General features: G+C 68.2%; 13 protein-coding genes. 7 read left to right on the forward strand and 6 right to left on the reverse strand.

Going from position 1 to position 16826, the window contains the following annotated elements; all coding sequences use genetic code 11:
- Window positions 1–296: 296 nt before the first annotated feature.
- Window positions 297–1388 carry a ComEC/Rec2 family competence protein gene (locus C6N40_RS07130; RefSeq protein WP_106990326.1) on the forward strand — a complete coding sequence of 364 codons (1092 nt, stop codon included), beginning with the start codon at window positions 297–299 and terminating at the stop codon, window positions 1386–1388.
- 95 nt (window positions 1389–1483) lie between these two features.
- Window positions 1484–2101: a hypothetical protein gene (locus C6N40_RS14045; protein ID WP_162782130.1), complete on the forward strand. Its 618-nt coding sequence runs from the start codon at window positions 1484–1486 to the stop codon at window positions 2099–2101.
- A gap of 451 nt (window positions 2102–2552) precedes the next feature.
- Here the strand turns inward: C6N40_RS14045 and C6N40_RS07135 are convergent, their stop codons facing one another.
- A complete protein-coding gene (locus C6N40_RS07135) occupies window positions 2553–3173 on the reverse strand; it encodes a tyrosine-type recombinase/integrase (RefSeq protein ID WP_106990327.1) in 621 nt (206 codons plus the stop codon).
- Window positions 3174–3623: 450 nt separating this feature from the next.
- Here C6N40_RS07135 and C6N40_RS07140 point away from each other — a divergent pair, with 450 nt between their 5' ends.
- Window positions 3624–4913 carry a hypothetical protein gene (locus C6N40_RS07140; protein WP_162782131.1) on the forward strand — a complete coding sequence of 430 codons (1290 nt, stop codon included), beginning with the start codon at window positions 3624–3626 and terminating at the stop codon, window positions 4911–4913.
- 279 nt (window positions 4914–5192) lie between these two features.
- On the opposite strand, the gene C6N40_RS07145 is transcribed toward C6N40_RS07140, so the two are convergent.
- From C6N40_RS07145 to C6N40_RS07155, 3 genes are read right to left on the reverse strand one after another with little or no spacing between them, the layout of a single operon-like run.
- Complete coding sequence (locus C6N40_RS07145) at window positions 5193–7823, reverse strand: bifunctional diguanylate cyclase/phosphodiesterase (protein ID WP_106990329.1); 2631 nt, start codon at window positions 7821–7823, stop codon at window positions 5193–5195.
- 35 nt (window positions 7824–7858) lie between these two features.
- Window positions 7859–9370 (reverse strand): ATP-binding cassette domain-containing protein, encoded by a 1512-nt coding sequence (locus C6N40_RS07150; RefSeq protein WP_106990330.1) that lies wholly within the window; start codon window positions 9368–9370, stop codon window positions 7859–7861.
- Entirely contained in the window at window positions 9367–10182 is an 816-nt protein-coding gene (locus C6N40_RS07155) for an ABC transporter permease (RefSeq protein WP_106990331.1), read from the reverse strand. Before C6N40_RS07155 ends, C6N40_RS07150 begins: the two co-directional genes overlap by 4 nt.
- A gap of 85 nt (window positions 10183–10267) precedes the next feature.
- On the opposite strand from C6N40_RS07155, the gene hemB reads away from it, so the two are divergent.
- Window positions 10268–11257, forward strand: coding sequence for a porphobilinogen synthase (hemB, locus tag C6N40_RS07160; RefSeq protein WP_106990332.1), 990 nt, complete (start codon window positions 10268–10270; stop codon window positions 11255–11257).
- Window position 11258: 1 nt separating this feature from the next.
- On the forward strand, window positions 11259–12098 hold the full coding sequence (gene aroE / locus C6N40_RS07165) for a shikimate dehydrogenase (protein ID WP_106990333.1): 840 nt from the start codon (window positions 11259–11261) through the stop codon (window positions 12096–12098).
- Window positions 12099–12110: 12 nt separating this feature from the next.
- Here aroE and C6N40_RS07170 read toward each other — a convergent pair whose 3' ends face one another.
- A complete protein-coding gene (locus tag C6N40_RS07170) occupies window positions 12111–12644 on the reverse strand; it encodes a gamma carbonic anhydrase family protein (RefSeq protein WP_106990334.1) in 534 nt (177 codons plus the stop codon).
- Between the two features lie 48 nt (window positions 12645–12692).
- Between C6N40_RS07170 and C6N40_RS07175 the strand changes: the two genes are divergently transcribed.
- Together C6N40_RS07175 and C6N40_RS07180 are read left to right on the forward strand one after the other, a co-directional pair.
- Window positions 12693–14111, forward strand: a complete 1419-nt coding sequence (locus C6N40_RS07175; RefSeq protein ID WP_106990335.1) for a coniferyl aldehyde dehydrogenase — start codon at window positions 12693–12695, stop codon at window positions 14109–14111.
- A gap of 140 nt (window positions 14112–14251) precedes the next feature.
- Window positions 14252–16297 (forward strand): M3 family metallopeptidase, encoded by a 2046-nt coding sequence (locus C6N40_RS07180; protein ID WP_106990336.1) that lies wholly within the window; start codon window positions 14252–14254, stop codon window positions 16295–16297.
- Here the strand turns inward: C6N40_RS07180 and C6N40_RS07185 are convergent.
- Window positions 16279–16761 carry a GNAT family N-acetyltransferase gene (locus tag C6N40_RS07185; protein WP_106990337.1) on the reverse strand — a complete coding sequence of 161 codons (483 nt, stop codon included), beginning with the start codon at window positions 16759–16761 and terminating at the stop codon, window positions 16279–16281. The two genes, C6N40_RS07180 and C6N40_RS07185, sit on opposite strands and share 19 nt — an antisense overlap.
- Window positions 16762–16826: the final 65 nt, after the last annotated feature.

Here is a 16826-nt window from a genome sequence, read left to right on the forward strand (position 1 = left end):
CTATGGGCGCTTGCGCGCCCATTTTTCCATCTCCCCTGGCGAAAGAATCACTGATCCGGCCAAACCGCCGGACCCAGCCGCCAGCCAGATGGCGAGTTTTTCAACGGAATAGACCCAAAGCGGACATCGTCCACTTTCTCCGTTTGCTCGCGTCGGCCAAGGAACTTCTGCTCATGTGAAACTGCCATTGCGAAGGCAGGGGGCTTCCAAAAGTAAGCCCACACGATCAGTCGCACAAATTGAGATCGCAGCTGCATATAGTAGCCGCGAAGGCCCAACAGGAGGGACAAACGCAGATGGCAGACTACTACGAGATCGATTTTCTGGACGTCGAGACGGACTCCAGTGGCGACGCCATTACCGTTCGTTATGAAGTTGGCGGAGAAACCCTGGTGCATGTGGTGGACGGCGGCTACCAAGTGACCGGCCCGGCGATCTGTAGCCACATAAAGAAGCATTACGGCACCACGTACGTCGACCACGTCGTGGTAACTCACTGCGATCGGGACCACACCGGCGGGTTGGCGACGGTATTGGAAGAAATGGACGTCGGCATCTTGTGGATGCTTAGGCCGTGGGAGTATGCGGCGGAGTTGCTGCCACGGTTTGCGACGTATACGTCTGTTGATCGGCTCCGCGCACGACTAAAGGGCATCTACTCGAAGCTCGTCGAACTCGAGGAAATCGCGAATCGAAAGGGCATCCTGATCCTTGACCCATTCCAAGGAGCCACCATCGGTGCCTTTACCGTCATGGCGCCCTCGCGCGCGCGCTATCTCGATCTAATCGTGGCTTCCGAGAACACACCGGAAAGCGTAGAAGAGGCCGCGGCGACGCCAGCCGACCGCATGCGGATGCTAGCGCGGGCGGCGATGAAGAAGGCGGCTCAAATCGTCGCCGCGCTGTGGGGCGATGAGATGTTCTCGATCGAGGAGACTAGCGCCGAGAATGAGATGAGTGTCGTCCAGTTTGCGCGGCTCTCGAATCACAGGATCCTGCTGACGGGTGATGCAGGTCGTGCAGCACTCACCGAGGCCGCAGACTACGCCCCGATGGTTGGACTGGTGCTCCCCGGCTTGGACAAGATCCAGATTCCGCATCATGGTTCACGGCGAAACGTGTCCACAGAGATTCTCGACCGGTGGCTGGGCCCGCGCCTCCGGTCCAAGCCGGCTGCAGGTGGTGAAACATTCTCGGCCATCGTCAGCTCGGCTAAAGCTGATCCAAACCATCCGCGCAACTCGGTAAAGCGCGCCTTCATTCACCGCGGTGGTGCGGTCTTTGAAACGGAGAGCAGGTCCATCCGGTCGTATGGCGGCGCAGCACCCAATCGCGATGGCTGGGGTCTGATGACGCCGGCCGACTACCCGAACTCACAGGAGAGTTAGTCTCTCAGGCAGCGGCACTAGGCAGGATTATCGTGGACAAGATTCCTTTCACAACTTACGACTTCTGGGCGTATTTATCGTCCGGATTCCTACTGTTGTTCATCGTCGACGTTGTCGGTCCGACGGACATTCTCGCGAAGGTGAACTGGTCATTCGTCCAGATCATCGTGGCCGTCTCGGCCGCGTATGCCGTCGGGCACATCGTTGCGCATCTCTCTTCGCTACTGCTCGAGCGCGGATTGGTCGAAAAGGTCCTGGGCCCCCCGCGTGCCGCGCTTTTCGGACATCCGAGGGCTCCGCGGTGGATCCGCGCGCTTCTGCCCGGCTACTTCAAGGCACTACCTGACGAAATTGCGCAAAATGCACTAGCGCGCGCCAAAGCTGCAGGCGTCAGCGATGCCGGCCAGGCCATGTTCCAGCTCGCCTTCCACAATGCTCGAAACAACCCAGTGGTGCTTGCACGAATAGACAACTTTCTCAACCTGTATGGATTCTGCCGCAACATTGCGCTTGTGTGTTTGATTGATGCGGCGATCCTTTACACGAATTACCGTTGGTTTAGAGGCCCTGACGATCACTACTGGTGGAGTTTGGTTGCGCTTGTCATGGGCATCGGCATGGTGGCGCGATATTTGAAGTTCTTCCGACATTTCTCATATGAAATTTTCACCGCCTACGGAAGCGAGCCGCCGGCGCCGAATGTGCACAAATAGCCTCAAGGATGTGAGCGTTACTTGGAGTTTCGTCGCAATCACCAACTCTCGAACTTGAAAATTGAGTTGCGGAATCGACCTACCATCACTACGTTGACGCGATCATAGAAGTACTTCACCTGCAACTTCAGGCCTTGGCTGTCGGCCAACAACCGAAGGCGACCTGTTGCTCCGCTCTAGCGCTCGCCCATTGTCCCGGCAGGTGAGCCGCAGCGAAGCGAGAAGCAATCGAACAAACTCTCCAATCGTTTTCGAGCATCGCCGCTGCTGCGCATCTGTTGACGCATCTTTTCCCAAGTTTTGAGACTAGTCACCACAGGGAGCGGCTGAAGGAGGCAATGCGGATCTCATGGCGAGGGTGCAAAAGTCCAATCATGGGCTCGCCAGCCAGTAGAACGTCCGCTTCTGGCCGGATCACGACAATGGGAGCGATCCGGCCGCGGGCTACTTCCTACACCTCAGTCTGCTCGGCAATCTCCAGTGCGTCCTCAACCTCGATGCCGAGGTATCGAACGGTGCTCTCGAGCTTGGTATGGCCCAGGAGAAGCTGAACCGCTCGTAGATTGCGCGTCCTCCTGTAGATGAGCGAAGGCTTGGTCCGTCGCATCGTATGCGTCCCGTACGATCCGCCTTCGAGTCCGATGGAGTTGACCCAGTTGTGGACGATTCGAGCGTACTGACGCGTCGAGAGGTGGCGCGGGGCACGCAACCTTGTCGGGAACAGGTAGTCACAGGGGCGGAGGGCGGCGGCTGCTATCCACGCGGACAATGATTCCCGGGTCAGCTGCGTGATCTCAAACTGAACCGGACGCCCCGTCTTCTGCTGGACCACAACCGCTCGCGAACTGACTTCTCCTCCGCTTACCACGTCAGCGACCCGAAGCTTCACTAGGTCGCAAGCCCTAAGCTTGGAGTCGATTGCCAAATTGAAAAGCGCCAGGTCTCGCGTCCTTCTGCCTAGCTGTAGACGGACGCGGATTGCCCAGATTTCCCGGAGTTTTAGGGGTGCTTTCTGTCCGACTAGCTTTCCCTTGTTCCAAGGTGCGGGTCGGACCTGAGGTATGGCGTTCATGAGATATCCTCACGGGCCTCTCAGGGTCGCCCCGGCTATCTGAATAGGCGCAATCCGACCCAAAGCGGGCATCCGTTCTCGGAGAAATCCCAAGACAACAGCCTTGGCCCAAATGGCGGTCCGCTGCTGTCCGGGTCTGCACCAGATTGTTTAACGGACAAGCACAGCCAATTCTTTCGTAGAATCATCGGGTTGCGGCCAACCTGCTGGGACTCCGCTCGGATGCATAACCGGACCGTCGTCCGCATGTGCGGTAGTTAGGCTCCAGATGAAGTCGTTCCGCGATCTGGCGACCCTTGCGATGTTGAGCACATTCGCGTTGGCGGTCGTCGCGGGAGCAATGGCACGCCGCGCTACCAGCCTGCGAGCATTCCCATTACATTGGACGGGCGGGCAGCGCGCTGCGAACCGCATAGATGCGCGCGCGTCAATTTCCGAAGCGGAGGAAACGTGGGAATCCTGTTCGTAGTAGCGTTGGTCCTCGCGGTGCCGACCTTCGGGCTATCTCTCGTCGCATGGGCGGTCGTGGCGCTGATGAGGGCCAAAGGCAAGCGCGCACGTCGGGACAACGCCACCGCAAAACTAGAGCCGGTCTTCGCGGGGGAATTTGCCGATCTCGTTTTGTCGCTCGACGTCCCGCTCAGGGAAGGTCAGGAGCTGACGGAAGCGGAAGCGCACCAATGTGGGCGCCACATCATGAAATACCTCGCGAACAATCCGTCAGAGGAGGCCGTATTCAAGCGCGGGGTCAATAAATGGAAGATCGGGAGCGCCGTTGGTGATTGGTCTCCGGCGCTGGCGGCCAGTAGCGAGGCGGCCAACGGCGGCTGGGGTGACGTGCACGCGGTGTCCTTCAGGGCCATCGAGGCACTGATGACCAACAACACCCTCGGTTGCTTTTCCAAGGTGGATCTGCCGGAGGTCACAAGGCGAGTCGACACCGCCGATTTTGGATCGTCTCCGTCCGTGCTGTTGCACGCCGACACGAAAAGGGCTAGCGCACGCATCAGCCAGGACGAACTCGACATCGAGATTGCAATCGTCAAGTTCATTCGGTCAGGAGAAGATTACCGACTCCTGTTCGGCATTCCGTTCTACAAGATCGAGGCGTTTGCGCGGCTGAGGGGTGGTCGCGTTAGCTTCCAGTTTGCCGGGATAGACGCACTTGTACTGAATGAGGCGTACCGAGTCGATTTTAGTGGGGCGGCGAATGGTCGTGTAGGCATACGGGCCAAAGCCATACCGTCCGCGCCGGACATGCACGTTGTCGCATTCGGCAGAAGCTACCTAGTGGATAAACCGTACTTGGAGTCAATTCGCGAGTTGAGACACGGCGACAGAGACGGCGCACCCAACTACGACGGCGACGCGGACCCAGCGGCATTCTTCAAGAAGATGCAGGACACCGGCGGCGATCGCTTTGCCTTTTACATTACTGAAACCCTTACTCGGAAGCACAACGCAGCGTGGCCGGGTTGGGCTGACTACGCGCCGGAATTGGCAACATTTCGGGAGGAAGCACAGGCGAACGCGCGCAAACTAGGGGTCGATGACGACTTTGCTGGCCTCTTGCTGCGGGATGACGCGACCCTTAACTACGTCCTGAACTACGTCTACTCCGCCGAAGCGGCTGGCCATGACGTGGAGTTCCAGAGCAGCGTTGCGAGCTGCGTGATCAAGTCAATATGGGACAATCGCGACCTCAGAGAAAGTCTTGAGAAGAAGTGGTCGAATTTCTAGCGACGGGTCTGAGGTCAGGCTGCGTCCGCCCTGCTGTTCGCACTCCCGTGGAGGACGCTTCACAAGTGTTGTCCACTTGTACCCTTCGTTGTACAGCGCTGGCTGGGGCCTAACTATTCAAGCCCACGCCGCGTCGCGGCGCGCCCTGACTCAGGTTTTACGTGGCATGGCTTGATGTCCGCTCCTGGCCGGAAACGGAAGTCCGCCGCCCCTGAGATGCCGGTCGCCGCCACCCAAGTGGGCTGGCTCCCACAGGCCTCGTCCACCCCGGCCAGTGGCTCAGGCCGACGTCCGCACGAAGCGCTCGAGGATTTCCTCGGCCGAGGCCGGCTTCGAGAACAGGTAGCCCTGGCCCAGGCCCAGGCCGAGCAGGCGCAGCTGGTAGCGCTGCTCCTCGGCTTCGATGCCCTCGGCGATCACTTCAAGGCCGAGTGAGTCGGCCAGCAGGCGGATGGCGCGCACGATGGCGGTGCTGCCGCCGCTCTCGCCGCTGCGCAGTTCGTGCACGAAGCTGCGGTCGATCTTCAGCCCGTGCAGCGGGAAGCGGTGCAGGTAGCTGAGCGAGGAATAGCCGGTGCCGAAGTCGTCCAGCAGGGTGAGCACGCCGGCCTCGCGCAGCCGCACCAGGCAATCGCGCACCTGGTCGGGCTGCTCGAGCAGGGCGCCTTCGGTGACCTCCAGGCGCAGGTTTTCCGGCTTGACGCCATGGCGCGACATCAGCTCGAGCAGGCGAGCGTCGAAGTCCGGCGCGCGCAGGTGCCGCGGCGAGACGTTGAGCGTGGTGTAGGCGCGGCCCGCGGACAGCCGGCGGATGTCCTGGCAGACGCGGTCGTATATCTGCCAGTCCATCTGCTCGAGGCTGCCGGTTTCCTCGGCGATGCCCAGGAACTCGCCGGGCGTGCTGAGCCCGCGCACCGGATGGTGCCAGCGCATCAGCGCCTCGAAACCCACCAGGTGGCCATCGGCGAGCGTGAGGATGGGCTGGTAGTGCGGCACGAACTCCTGGCGCTGCAGCGCGCGGCGCAGGTCGCCCTCGAGTTCGAGCAGCTTGAGCGCGGCCTCGTGCAGCTGTTCGTCGAACAGCGCGTAACGCTGGCGGCCGGTGGCCTTGGCGCGGTACATGGCCACGTCGGCGTCGCGCAGCAGTTCTTCCGGGCTGCGGTAGCGGCCGTCCACCAGCGCGACGCCGATGCTGGCCGAGGTGTAGAGCTCCTTGCCGGCGATGCGCATCGGCTCGGCCAGCGACTCGATCACGCGCTCGGCCACGGCCACGGCCTCGTCGGCCGAGTGGATGAAGTCGAGCACGATCGCGAACTCGTCGCCGCCCAGGCGCGCGACCATGTCCGGGTCGCGCACGCAGCGGCCGATGCGGCGTGCGGCTTCCTTGAGCAGTTCGTCGCCGACCAGGTGGCCGACCGAATCGTTCACCACCTTGAAGCGGTCGAGGTCGAGGAACAGCACCGCGAACAGCTGGGTCGGGTCGTAGCGGTAGCGCGACAGCGCCATGCCCATGCGGCCCAGCAGGTGGCTGCGGTTGGGCAGGCCGGTGAGCGTGTCGTGCATGGCCTCGTGCTTGAGCTTGTGCTCCATGCGCTCGCGCACCGAGATCTGGTCGCGCAGCTCGCGGTTGGCCTCGGCCAGCTCGCTGGTGCGCGCCGCCACGCGCTGTTCGAGCTCGGCGTAGGCCTCGCGCAGCGACTCGTGCGCCTGGCGCCGCTCCAGCGCCTGGGCGATGTGGAAGGAGACGAAGCTCAGCAGTTCCTGGTCGCGCCGCGTGTAGAGGTAGTCGGGCGTGTAGCTCTGCACGGCGATGACGCCGGCCACCTTGCCTTCGATCTGCAGCGGCACGCCCAGCCAGCACACCGAGGGCGTGCCGAAGGACAGCACCTTGCCCTCGGCGACCAGCCGGTGGATGCCGTCGCGGTCGGCCAGCAGCGGCGCGCCGGTGGCCAGCACGTACTCGGTGAGGCCGCTCGCGAGCCGGCGGCGCGGGCGCGCCATGTCGCGTTCGTCCACCGAGTACGGGAAGTCGAGCTCCTCGCCGTCGGGCGTGAGCAGGGCGATGAAGAAGTTGCGGGCGTCGAGCAGGTCGCTGACGATGCCGTGCACCTCGGCGTAGAAGACCTCGATGCTTTCGCTGCGGCCGGCCTGCTCGGCGATGCGGAACAGGGCCGCCTGCAGGCGCTCGCTGCGTTCGCGCTCGGCCACCTGCTCGCGCAGTTCGCGGGTGCGTTCCTCGACGCGGCGCTCGAGTTCTTCCTGGGCATCGCGCCGGGCCAGCGCGGTGAGGATGTGCTGGGCCACGTAACCGAGCAGGGCGCGGTCGTCCTCGGTGTAGCGCGATTCGGGGTCGTAGCTCTGCACCACCACCGCGCCGCGCACCTCGCCCTCGTCGAGCATGGGCACGCCCAGCCAGTCCTCGCTGTCGGGGCCCAGGCGCGCGTCGTGGTCCACGCCCAGTTCGCGCCGCACCTGGTCGGAGGGGCCGAGCACCGGCTTGCCGTGGCGGATCAGGGCCAGCGTGAGGCTGTTGCCCATCTCCGAGGCCGGGATCGCCTCGTCCGGGTCGGGCCGCTCCGGGTCCAGGCTGTCGGCGAAGTAGATGAAGCGCATCGTGTCGGTCTCGGGCGAGTACCGGACGATGTAGAAGTTCTCGGCATACATGAGCCGGCCGACGATCTCGTGCAGGCCCTGCATCACCGTGGCGGTGTCCTCGCCGGAGCTGGCCAGGTCGGAGATGGCGAACAGGGCGCGCTGCAGGCGCTCGGCCCGGCCCAGGCGCTCGACATCCACCCGCAGGCGCTGCACCTCGGCCGCCAGGGTGGCGGGGTCGCTGGCGCGCAGGCGCACCGGCTCCACGGCGGCGGTGCCGGCCTGGGCGGTGGGCGAAAGCGGGCGGTCTGGCTTCAAGTGGGGCCTTCCCCTGTGGCCTTCACGCGAGTGTATCAGCCCGCCGGGACCGCGCCGGGGAGCAGGTCCCCGGGGGTCCCGACGGCCTGCAGCCGGCCGTCGGCGAGCATCGCGCAGCGCTCGGCCAGGGCCCGGGCGGCGGCGAAATCGTGGGTGATGAACAGCAGGGCCAGGCCGCGTTCGCGCTTGAGCCGGCCCAGCAGGGCGAGCACGCCGGCCCGGTGCTGGGCGTCGAGCGCCGACACCGCCTCGTCGCAGACCAGCAGCTCGGGGTCGGTGGACAGGGCGCGGGCGATGGCCACGCGCTGGCGCTGGCCGCCGGAGAGCTGGTGCGGCCAGCGTCCGGCCAGCGACGGATCGAGGCCCACGGCCTGCAGCAGTTCCCCGGCCCTGGCCCGGCGCGCCGCCGGGCCGGCCAGGCCGTGGATGCGCAGCGGCTCGGAGACCAGCGCATGCACGCGCATGCGCGGGTCGAGCGAGGCCGACGGGTCCTGGAACACCACGCCGATGCGCCGTCGCAGCGCCCGCAGCCGGCCGGGCGGGGCCGCCAGCAGGTCCTCGCCGTCGAACAGGATGCGGCCGGCCACGCCGCGGCGCATCAGCCGCAGCAGTGCGCGGCCCAGGCTGGACTTGCCGCTGCCGCTTTCGCCCACCAGGGCCAGGCACTCGCCGCGGCGGAGTTCGAGGTCGATGCCCGACAGCACGGGCGCGGCCTGGCCGGCGTAGGTGATGCGCACCGACTTGAGCCGCACCAGTTCCGGACCCGGCGCGTGCGCCTCGGCCACGGGCAGGCGGTCGGCGGCCAGCAGTTCGCGGGTGTAGGCATGCGCGGGGCGCGCGAACACGGCCTCGGCCGGGCCGCTTTCGACCAGTTCGCCACCGCGCAGGATCGCCAGGTGCTGGGCATGCGCCGCCACCATCGGCAGGTCGTGGCTGACCAGCAGCACGGCCAGCCCGAGCTCCGCGCGCAGCTGGTCAAACAGGCCCAGGGCCTCGCGCGCCAGGCGCGGGTCGAGCGCCGAGGTGGGTTCGTCCGCGAGCAGCACACGTGGCCGGCCGGCCAGGGCCAGGGCCACCAGCACGCGCTGGCGCTGGCCGCCCGAGAGCTGGTGCGGAAACCGGCGCAGCAGGGCCGGCGGATCGGGCAGCTGCAGGCGCCCGAACAGGGCCAGGGCCTCGCGCTGCGCCCCGGCGCGGTCGAGCCCGCGCAGCACGCGCAGGCTTTCGGCCAGCTGGTCGCCGACGCGGCGCAGCGGGTGCAGCGCGGCCTGCGGGTCCTGCGGCACCCAGGCCAGCACGCGGCCGGGCAGGCGGGCGTGGGCGGCCGAGCCCAGGGCGATGGCCTGGCCATCGACGTGCAGTTCGCCGCGCGACTGCAGGCCGGGCGGCAGCAGGCCGAGCAGGGCCGCCAGGCTCAGGCTCTTGCCGCTGCCGCTTTCGCCCACCAGCGCCAGGCAGCGGCCCGCCTCGAGCGAAAGGTCGAGCGGGCCGAGCAGGCGCCGCGCGCCCGCGAACACTTCCAGGCCGCGGATGTCGAGTGCGCTCATGGGGCGTCGCCGCGCACGTCCAGCCAGTCGCGCAGGCCGTCGCCGAGGAACTGGAAGGCCGCCAGCGTGGCCACCAGGAAACCGGCCGGGAACAGTAGCGACCAGGGCGCCACGTCCAGCTCCTGCGTGCCCTCGCCGAGCAGGCCGCCCCAGCTGGCCGCCGGCTCGTCCACGCCCAGGCCCAGGAAGCCGAGGAAGCTTTCGACCAGGATCGCCTGCGGCAGGATCAGGCCCAGGTAGACCAGGCCCAGCGGCAGCAGGTTCGGCAGCAGGTGCCAGCGCAGCACCTGGTCGAAGCGGGCGCCGGCGGCGCGCGCGGCCAGCACGAAGGGCATCTCGCGCAGGCGCGCGGCCTCGGCGCGCACCACGCGCGCCAGGTCGATCCAGACGTAGCCGCCGATCGCCGCCAGCAGCAGCCACAGCGAGCGGCCGAACAGCGCCAGCAGCAGGATCACGATCAGCAGGAACGGCAGGGCCGAGAGCACGTCGAGCGCGCGCACCATCAGCCGCTCGGTGCGGCCGCCGGCATAGCCGGCGATGGCGCCCCAGGCCAGGCCCACCACCAGCGCGACCACCGTGGCCAGCGCGCCGATGGTCAGCGACAGGCGCCCGCCCGCGAGGGTGCGCGCCAGGATGTCGCGGCCGATCGCGTCGGTGCCGAACCAGTGGCCGCTGGTGAGCGACGGGGGCTGCGACAGCGCCTCCCAGTCCGGGCGGTGCGGGTCCGGCAGGCCGAGCAGCCAGGGCCCGGCCCAGCAGGCCAGCGCCAGCGCGCCGATCAGCCACAGGCAGGCGCGGGCAGAGGCGGGCAAGGGGCGTGGCGCGGGCATGCGGGGCATCTTAGCCGCCGCGCCGGGCGGCGTATCATGGGCGGGACGAAGACAGCGAGTCTCCACGATGGCCTTTCCGCACAACCGCCCGCGCCGCCTGCGCCGCGACGACTTCTCCCGCCGCCTGGTGCGCGAGCATCGGCTCAGCGCCGACGACCTGATCCTGCCGGTGTTCATCCACGAGCTGGCCGGCCGCGCGCCGGTGGCCTCGATGCCCGGCGTCGAGCGGCTGTCGGTGGACGAGCTGCTGAAGGTGGCCGGCGAGGCGGTGGCGCTGGGCATCCCGGCCGTGGTGCTGTTCCCGGTCACCGCGCCCGAGGCCAAGTCGCTCGACGCCGTGGCCGCCTGGGACCCGGACGGTCTGGCCCAGCGCGCCATTCGCGCGCTCAAGAAGGAATACCCGCAGCTGGGCGTGATCACCGACGTCGCGCTCGACCCCTACACCAGCCACGGCCAGGACGGCCTGGTCGACGCCGACGGCTACGTCACCAACGACGACACCGTCGAGGCGCTGGTGAAGCAGGCGCTCTCGCACGCCGAGGCCGGCGCCGACGTGGTGTCGCCCAGCGACATGATGGACGGCCGCATCGGCGCCATCCGCGAGGCGCTGGAAGACGCGGGCCACGTCAACACCCGCATCCTGGCCTACAGCGCCAAGTACGCCTCGGCCTTCTACGGTCCCTTCCGCGACGCGGTGGGCAGCGCCGGCGCGCTGGGCAAGGGCAACAAGCACACTTACCAGATGGACCCGGGCAATTCCGACGAGGCCCTGCGCGAGGTCGGCCTCGACCTCGACGAGGGCGCCGACATGGTGATGGTCAAGCCCGGCATGCCCTACCTCGACATCGTGCGTCGGGTGAAGGAGCACTTCGGCGTACCCACCTTCGCCTACCAGGTGAGCGGCGAGTACGCGATGCTCAAGGCGGCCGCGCTGAACGGCTGGCTCGACGAGCGCGCCTGCGCGATGGAGGCGCTGCTGGGCTTCAAGCGCGCCGGCGCCGACGGCGTGCTCACCTATTTCGCGCTCGACGCGGCGCGCTGGCTCAAGGAGGACTGACATGACCGCTCGCTACGCCGTGTTCGGGCACCCGGTGGTGCACTCGCTGTCGCCGCGCATCCATGCCGCCTTCGGCAGCCAGCTGGGCATCGCGATGGAGTACGCCGCCATCGACGCCACCCCGGAAGACTTCGCCACCGCGCTGGCGGCCTTCGCCGACGCCGGCGGCCTCGGCGCCAACGTCACGCTGCCGCACAAGGAGCGCGCGCTCGCGCTGTGCGCCAGCGCCAGCGAGCGTGCCCGCCGCGCCGGCGCCGCCAACACGCTCACCCGCCGCGACGGTGCCTGGCACGGCGAGAACACCGACGGCCTGGGCCTGGTGCACGACCTCACCGAGCGCCGCCGCATCGACCTGCGCGCCCGCCGCGTGCTGATGCTCGGCGCCGGCGGCGCCGCCCGCGGCACCGCGCCGGCCCTGCTCGACGCCGGCATCGACGAACTGTGGATCGTCAACCGCACGCCCGAGCGCGCCGATGCGCTGGCCGATGCCCTCGGCGAACCGGGCCGCGTGCATACCCGCTACTGGGACGACCTGCGCAACCTCGGCGCCTTCGACATGGTCATCAACGCCACCTCGGCCGGCCGCGGCGGTTCGATCGACCTGCCCTTCACCCTGGCGACCAAGCGTACCTTGGCGGTGGACCTGAGCTACGGCGAGGCGGCGGTGCCGTTCCTGGCCTGGGCCGAGGCCGCCGGCTGCGAACAGCGCATCGACGGCATCGGCATGCTGGTCGAGCAGGCCGCCGAGAGTTTCGCGATCTGGCACGGCAGGCGCCCCGACACCGACCCGGTGTTCGAATCGCTCAGCGCCCGCGCCGGCGTGCTGCACACGGCGGACTGAGCCGCCGCGGGTTCAGCCGGCCAGGTACTCGTCCTTCAGCCGGACGTAGTGCTTGGCGCTGTAGTAGAGCTGCTCGATTTCCTTGTCGGTGAGGTGGCGCACCGGCTTGGCCGGGTTGCCCAGCCACAGCTCGCCGGCCAGCACCTTCTTGCCCGGGGGCACCACGGCGCCGGCGCCCACGAAGCCGTGGTCCATCACCATCGCGCCGTCGAGCACGGTGGCGCCCATGCCGATGAGCACCGCGTTGCCGATGGTGCAGGCGTGGATGATGGCGCCGTGGCCGATGGTGACGTCGTCGCCGATGATCGTCGGGAAGCCGTCGGGCCGGGTGTAGGGGCCGTCGTGCGTGACGTGCACGATGGTGCCGTCCTGGATGTTGGTGCGGGCGCCGATGCGGATGTGGTTCACGTCGCCGCGGATGACGCAGCCGGGCCAGACCGAGCTGTCCTCGCCCAGGTGCACGTCGCCGATGACGGTGGCCGCCGGGTCCACGTAGGCCCGGGCGCCGAGGGTGGGCAGGATGCCCTTGTAGGGTCGGATGTTCATGGGGCCAGTTTAGCGCCCTGCCCCCCTGCCGGGGGCTAGAATCAGGCCATGGACACCCCCGCCCACCCCGACGAAGAACTCCGCCCGCTGCTGGCCCGCCTGCGCGACGCCCACCAGCGCCAGGTGCCCGGTTACCGGCAGCGCATGGACGACCTCAAGCGGCTGGCCGAGGCCGTCCGGCGGCATCGCGACGACCTGGTGAAGGCGGTGTCGGCCGACTTCGGCCGGCGCTCGCGCCACGAGACCCTGGCCGCCGACGTGATGGTGACGCTCGACGAGATCGCCCACCTGCGCCGCAAGTTGCGCAAGTGGATGCGGCCCGAGCGCCCGGGCGTGAACTGGGCCTTCCTGCCGGCGCGCGCCGAGGTCCGCCGGCAGCCGCTGGGCGTGGTGGGCATCGTGGCGCCGTGGAACTATCCGATCCAGCTGGCCCTGGTGCCGCTGGCCGACGCCATCGCCGCCGGCAACCACGTGATGATCAAGCCCTCGGAGCACACGCCGCGCACCTCGGCGCTGCTGGCGCGCCTGGTCGACGAAGTGTTCCCGCCCGAGCGCGTGCTGGTGGTGCAGGGGGACGCCGCGGTCGGCGCGGCCTTCAGCCGGCTGGCCTTCGACCACCTGCTCTTCACCGGTTCCACCGTGGTCGGCCGCGCCGTGATGGCCGCGGCGGCGCCCAACCTGGTGCCGGTGACGCTGGAGCTGGGCGGCAAGTCGCCGGCGCTGATTGCGCCGGGTTACCCGATCGAACACGCGGCCGAGCGCATCGCCGCCGGCAAGTGCTTCAACGCCGGCCAGACCTGCGTGGCGCCCGACTACGTGCTGGTGCCGCGGGCCCAGCGCGACGAGTTCGTGCGCGCCTGGCTGGCCGCGGTGCGGCGGCGCTACCCCTCGCTGGCCGGCAACCCCGACTACACCGCGGTGGTGAACCACCGCCAGGCCGAGCGCCTGCGCGAGTGGCTCGACGATGCCCGCGACCGCGGCGTCAGCGTGGTGCAGCACCGCCCCGACGACCAGCCGGTGCCGCCGGGCGTGGAGGTGCTGCCGCCCACCGTGCTGCTCGACCCGCCCGACGAGGCGAAGGTGATGCAGGAGGAGATCTTCGGCCCGCTGCTGCCGGTGAAGTCCTACGACTCGCACGACGAGGCCATCGCCTACATCCTCGGCCGCGACCGGCCGCTGGCCTTCTACCCCTTCGACCGCGACCGCGCGCGCCTGCGCCGCACGCTCGACACCGTGGTGGCCGGCAGCGTCTGCGTGAACGACACCCTGATCCAGTTCGGCCAGCACTCCCTGCCGATCGGCGGCGTCGGCCCCAGCGGCATGGGCCAGTACCACGGCGAGTCCGGCTTCCTCACCTTCACCAAGCGCATGCCGGTGCTCTACCAGTCGCGCCTGAACGGCATGTTCCTGTTCGACCCGCCGTTCGGGAAGCTGGCCGACTTCGTCGTCAAGTTCCTCACCCGCTGACCCCACCTCCCCCTGCAGGAGCGCCTTCAGGCGCGAAGCTCTCGTGGGAGGGCCTTCAGGCCCGAAAAGCCTTCGCGCCTGAAGGCGCTCCTGCAGGGGCGGACATTGAAAACCCCGCGCCACGCCGCCAGATGATGCCCATGGAAACCACCGACAACCCCCTGCTTTCCGACGCCGAACTGCCGGCGTTTTCCGCCATCGCCCCGGCGCACGTGAACCCCGCCGTGGACGCCGTGCTGGCCGATTTCCGGGCCGAGGTCGAGCGCCTGGTCGCCGACCCGGCCGCCCGTGACTTCGCCAGCCTGATGGCGCCGCTCGAGCGCTGGGAGGAGAAGCTGGGCCGCACTTTCTCGCCGGTCTCGCACCTGCACGGCGTGAAGGATTCGCCCGAACTTCGCGAGGCCTACTCGGCCGCGATCGAGAAGATGACCGACCACGCCACCGAGCTGGGCCAGCACCGCGGCCTGTACGCGGCGGTGAAGGCGCTGCGCGAGTCGCCGGCCTTCGCCTCGCTCGACCTGCCGCGCCGCACCCTGGTCGAAGACAGCCTGCGCGGCTTCCGGCTCAGCGGCGTGGCGCTGGAGGAGCCGGCGCGTTCGCGCTTCAAGGCCATCCAGAATGAACTGAGCAAGCTGCAGACGGAATTCGAAGAGGCCGTGCTCGACGACACCGACGCCTGGACCCGCCCGGTGTCGGAGGCCGAGCTGGCCGGCCTGCCGCCTTCGGCGCGCGACCTGCTGCGCGTGATGGCGAAGGAGAAGGGCGCGGACGGCTGGCTGGCCACGCTCAAGGGGCCGGTGGTGCAGGCCGTCCTCACCTTCGCCGACAGCCGCGCGCTGCGCGAGGAGCTCTACACCGCCTACAACACCCGCGCCTCCGACCAGGGGCCGCACGGCGGCAAGCACGACAACGGCGAGCGCATCGGCCGCATCCTGGCGCTGCGGCACGAGGCGGCGCAGCTGCTGGGCTTCGCCTCGGCGGCGCACGAGTCGCTCGAGGACAAGATGGCCGGCACGCCGGAGCGGGTCCTGGGCTTCCTGCGCGAGCTGGCGTCGAAGGCGCGGCCGGTGGCCGAGCGCGAGCTTGGCGAGCTGCGCGCGTTCGCGGCCGAAACCCTCGGCCTGGCCGACCTGCAGCCCTGGGACGTGGCCTACGCCTCGGAGAAGCTGCGCGAGTCGCGCTTCGCCTTCAGCGAGGAAGACCTCAAGCCCTACTTCCCGCTGCCGGCGGTGATGCAGGGTCTGTTCACCGTGGCCGAGCGCGTGTTCGGTATGCGCCTGGTCGAGCGCCAGGGCGTGGACACCTGGCATCCCGACGTGCATTTCTTCGACGTGGTGGACCACGACGGCACGGTGCGCGCCGGCGTCTACCTCGACCACTACGCCCGCGCCGGCAAGCGCGGCGGCGCCTGGATGGACGTGTGCCGTTCGCGCCTGCGCGACGGCGACACGGCGCACAAGCCGGTGGCCTACCTGACCTGCAATTTCCCGCCGCCCAACGACGATGCGCCGGCGCTGCTGACGCACGACGACGTGGTCACGCTCTTTCATGAGTTCGGCCACGGCATCCACCACCTGCTCACCGAGGTCGACTGGCCGAGCGTGGGCGGCATCAGCGGCGTGGAGTGGGACGCGGTGGAACTGCCGAGCCAGTTCATGGAGAACTTCGCCTGGCAGCGCGAGGCGCTGGACCTGTTCGCGAAACACTGGCAGACCGGCGAGCGCCTGCCCGACGAGCTGTACGCCAAGATGCTGCAGGCGCGGCACTTCCACGCCGGCCTGTTCCTGGTGCGGCAGCTGGAGTTCGCGCTCTACGACTTCCGACTGCACCTGGAGTTCGACCCGGCGCGCGGGCCGCGCACGCTCGAACTGCTGGGCGAGGTGCGCGACGAGGTGGCGGTGATCCTGCCGCCGGCCTGGCACCGCTTCCCGCATGCGTTCACGCACATCTTCGCCGGCGGCTATTCGGCCGGCTACTACAGCTACCTGTGGGCCGAGGTGCTCAGCGCCGATGCCTTCGCCGCCTTCGAGGAGGCCGGCGTGTTCGACGCCGCCACCGGCGCCCGCTACCGCCGCGAGATCCTCGCCGTCGGTGGTTCGCGCCCGGCGCTGGAAAGCTTCGTCGCCTTCCGCGGCCGCGAACCCGAGCCCGAAGCCCTGCTGCGCTCCTACGGTCTGGCGGCCTGAGGCCGCCAGATCATGTAGACATCGGCGCGGGCGTAATGCGAGCCGGGCTTGATGCCCGGCTGCAGCTCGAAGCCCATGCTTTCGTAAAGCCGCAGCGCGGTCTTGAGCTTGCTGCTCGATTCCAGGAACAGCTCGCGCCCGCCCGTCTCGCGGAAGCCATCGATGGCCGCCGCCAGCAGCCTGCGGCCGATCCCCTTGCCCTGGTGGCCGGCGGTGACGCCCATCTTGGTCAGCTCCCAGCTGCCCGGCGCGTCGGGCATCAGCGCGCAGGTGCCCACGACCTCGTCGCCGACCAGCGCGAACCAGATGCGGCCGCCCTTGCCCAGGATGTGGGTCTCGGGATTGCTCAGCACCTCGTGGTCGAAGGGTTCGATCGCGTGGTACTTCTCCAGCCACTCGGCATTGAGCCGGTGGAAATGCCCGCGCAGCTCCGGCGCGAAGGGAACGATCCGAACGGTATCCATGAATGCCACGGCAGGGAGGGGTCGGTAAACATTATCGCTTCAAGCGCCCGATTCAATCGGTGATG

It is taken from the genome of Arenimonas caeni (assembly GCF_003024235.1).
Classification (GTDB): domain Bacteria; phylum Pseudomonadota; class Gammaproteobacteria; order Xanthomonadales; family Xanthomonadaceae; genus Arenimonas; species Arenimonas caeni.

Coding starts and splice junctions, on each gene's coding strand:
- hemB (WP_106990332.1), top strand. CDS start 10,268: ATGGCCTTTCCGCACAACCGCCCGCGCCGCCTGCGCCGCGACGACTTC.
- C6N40_RS07170 (WP_106990334.1), bottom strand. CDS start 12,644: ATGAACATCCGACCCTACAAGGGCATCCTGCCCACCCTCGGCGCCCGG.
- C6N40_RS07150 (WP_106990330.1), bottom strand. CDS start 9,370: ATGAGCGCACTCGACATCCGCGGCCTGGAAGTGTTCGCGGGCGCGCGG.
- C6N40_RS07185 (WP_106990337.1), bottom strand. CDS start 16,761: ATGGATACCGTTCGGATCGTTCCCTTCGCGCCGGAGCTGCGCGGGCAT.
- aroE (WP_106990333.1), top strand. CDS start 11,259: ATGACCGCTCGCTACGCCGTGTTCGGGCACCCGGTGGTGCACTCGCTG.
- C6N40_RS07175 (WP_106990335.1), top strand. CDS start 12,693: ATGGACACCCCCGCCCACCCCGACGAAGAACTCCGCCCGCTGCTGGCC.
- C6N40_RS07130 (WP_106990326.1), top strand. CDS start 297: ATGGCAGACTACTACGAGATCGATTTTCTGGACGTCGAGACGGACTCC.
- C6N40_RS07180 (WP_106990336.1), top strand. CDS start 14,252: ATGGAAACCACCGACAACCCCCTGCTTTCCGACGCCGAACTGCCGGCG.
- C6N40_RS07135 (WP_106990327.1), bottom strand. CDS start 3,173: ATGAACGCCATACCTCAGGTCCGACCCGCACCTTGGAACAAGGGAAAG.